We start from the raw sequence: 2,538 nt of genomic DNA, 5'->3' as shown, positions 1-2,538 counted from the left end.
GGCGGCCGTACTGTCGGCCGATCGGGAGCACGACGGGGCCGTGTACGACCTCACCGGGCCCGCCGCGCTCACCCTCACCGAGGCGGCGGCCGAACTCACCCGCTTCGTCGGCCGTACGGTGACCTACGTACCGGAGACCCCGGACGAGGCGTACGCCTCCCGGGCCCGGTACGACGCGGCCGAGTGGGAGGTGACCGGCTGGGTCACGTCGTACGAGGCCATCGCCGTCGGCGAGTTGAACGTGGTGTCCTCGGCGGTCGAGGACCTGACCGGTCACCCGCCTCGCTCGTTCACCGACTTCCTGATCGAAAACCCGGACAGCTACCGCCACTTGCTGTCGACCGACCGATGAGGCTGCGGCACCGACCCGGCGGCCCGCGGGTCGCCGGGTGGGCGGCTGGGCCGGTGGCCCGCGACCGCTTGGTCCGAAAGGCGGTGCTCGGGGTGCGCAACGGTGGGAGCGGCGGTGTGCTGGGGGGATGGACGCCAAGCACCCGATCATCGAGTTGACCGAGTTGGTGATGCGCGAGACGGACCTGTCGCAGGCCGAGGCCGGGGCCCTGGTTCAGCGCATCTGGGACGCGGGCGTTGCCGAGGGCACCCGCAGGATGACGGCCGACCTCGCCGCGGCGAATCGCGAGACCGAGGAGTTGCGGCGCGATCTCGACGGCCGGTGAGGCGAACCGCCTCCAGCGTCGGCCTCGGTCGGCGCGGGTGCGTTCGCGCGGGTGCGGTTTCCTCGGGTGCGGTTCGCTCGGGTGCCGTTGGCTCGGGCGCCGGACGAGGCCATCGGTCGGGCGCGTTCGTGGCGTTCGGCGGCCGGGAGCCGGGGCCGGGGAGAGGAAGCGGGCGCGCGAGATTCCCGGGGCCGCTCGGGGTGGCTCCGGACTGCTCGGGCTGCGGGGCCGCCCCCGGTCGGATCGATCGGCCGGGGGCGGCCGGTCAGGGAGGCGCCGACTACAGGGGCAGCATGTCCGCCGCCCCGTCGAAACGAGTGAGCTCGTTGGCGCCGTCCGGGTAGGGGTCGCCCGGGGTGCCGGTGATCTCCCCGGGGTCGGGTGTCGGCTCGGCCGAGGCGATGACGGCGAAGGCCACCGACAGGGCAACGCCGGCGAGGACGACGAGTGCGATGCGCTTGATCATGCCTGCACCAACGAAACGACGCCCGCTTGGTCACCGCCGCATCGCCCACCCGAGCGGCCTGCCGCGAGTTCACCCGTTCGCCGTTCGTAGCCCGCGTCCGGCCGGGAAGACGAACGCGGGCACGGGGACCGACGCACACGCGGAGGAATCGTACACATGACCGCGCAGGGCCTCGACGTTGCCGGTTGGTGGCACGACACGGTGATCCGGGACGGCCGATTGCCGCTCCTGCTCGCGTTCGCCGCGCTGCTCGTGACGTTCCTGGCCACCCGGACGATCACCCGGATGATCCGGGCCGGCCGCGGGCCGTTTCGCAACGTGAGCACGGGTGGCGTGCACATCCATCACGTCGTCCCGGGCATCGTGCTCACGCTGGTCGGCGGCGTGCTCGCGGTCGGGGCCGGCGGGAACATCGTGGCGCGGTCGATCGCGGGTGTGCTGTTCGGGATGGGTGCCGGGCTGGTGCTCGACGAGTTCGCGATGATCGTCCACCTCGACGACGTCTACTGGTCCGAACAGGGCCGGGTGTCGGTCGAGGCCACGGTGCTCGCGATCGCCGTGGTCGGGCTCGCGGTGACGGGGTCCGTACCGTTCGACGCGTCGGAGCCCGCGGGTACCACGGTCGGCGATCGGGTGGGGTGGGTGGTCGCGGTCCTGCTGACGGTCTTGGTCGCGGGGATCACCTTCGCCAAGGGCAAGTTCCGGATCGGCGTGATCGGCGTGCTGGTCCCCGTGGTCAACATGGTCGCGGCCTGCCGGCTGGCTCGCCCCGGTTCGCCCTGGGCCGAGCGCTTCTACCGCGACCACCCGCGCAAGCTTCGTCGGGCCACCGTCCGGGCCGCTCGCCACGACGCCCGCTGGGATCCCATCCGCCGCCGCTTCGAGGACACCCTCGGCGGCCGTCCGTCGCCGGCGCCTCCACCGCCGACCGAGCCCATCCGGACTCGCGTCACCGTGTCGGGCTCGCGCCACACTCTGTGCCGCCTCTCGGCGAACAAGCGGACACCGGCGCCGGGGCTCGGCCGAACACCGGCACCGGGGCACGGCGCCGCGATGCCCCCGCACGCGTGACCGTCGCACCACCGTCCGCCGGCGTTCGCCGCCTGGGCGAAGGTGTGCGGGCCGAGTCGAAAATCGTGTTCGTGCCCGGCGATGAGGGACCGGCCCCGTAGGGTCTTGCGCATGACGGACGCCGTGTATGTGTTGGTTCCCGGGGCCGGTGGCGGTACCTGGTATTGGCATGTGGTCGAGGCCGAACTGCGGTCCCGCGGGCGGGATGTGGTCTCGGTGGATCTGCCCGGAGAGGACGAGAGCGCCGGATTGCCGGAGTACGCCGACCTGATCGTCGAGGCTGCCGCCGGATGTGAGCGGGTGATCGTGGTCGGGCAGTCGTTG

General features: G+C 72.6%; 4 protein-coding genes and 1 pseudogene. 4 read left to right on the top strand and 1 reads right to left on the bottom strand.

Going from position 1 to position 2,538, the window contains the following annotated elements:
* Window positions 1–352, top strand: a pseudogene (locus GT354_RS04185) (SDR family NAD(P)-dependent oxidoreductase); the annotation flags it as partial.
* 127 nt (window positions 353–479) lie between these two features.
* The gene (locus tag GT354_RS04180; RefSeq protein ID WP_161354801.1) at window positions 480–677 is read left to right on the top strand and encodes a hypothetical protein; all 198 of its coding nucleotides are present in this window, start codon (window positions 480–482) and stop codon (window positions 675–677) included.
* A gap of 280 nt (window positions 678–957) precedes the next feature.
* Here GT354_RS04180 and GT354_RS04175 read toward each other — a convergent pair whose 3' ends face one another.
* Window positions 958–1,143: a hypothetical protein gene (locus GT354_RS04175; protein ID WP_161354800.1), complete on the bottom strand. Its 186-nt coding sequence runs from the start codon at window positions 1,141–1,143 to the stop codon at window positions 958–960.
* Between the two features lie 156 nt (window positions 1,144–1,299).
* Between GT354_RS04175 and GT354_RS04170 the strand changes: the two genes are divergently transcribed.
* Together GT354_RS04170 and GT354_RS04165 are read left to right on the top strand one after the other, a co-directional pair.
* The gene (locus GT354_RS04170; protein WP_346011837.1) at window positions 1,300–2,214 is read left to right on the top strand and encodes a hypothetical protein; all 915 of its coding nucleotides are present in this window, start codon (window positions 1,300–1,302) and stop codon (window positions 2,212–2,214) included.
* A 111-nt stretch (window positions 2,215–2,325) separates the two neighbouring features.
* The coding region (locus tag GT354_RS04165; RefSeq protein ID WP_161354799.1) for an alpha/beta fold hydrolase at window positions 2,326–2,538 on the top strand (213 nt) is incomplete at its 3' end.

Origin of the sequence: Streptomyces sp. SID3343 (assembly GCF_009865215.1) — a bacterium.
Taxonomy (GTDB): Bacteria; Actinomycetota; Actinomycetes; order Streptomycetales; family Streptomycetaceae; genus Embleya.
The sequence above is the reverse complement of the archived record's forward strand: the minus strand, read 5'-3'. Positions and strand labels throughout refer to the sequence as shown.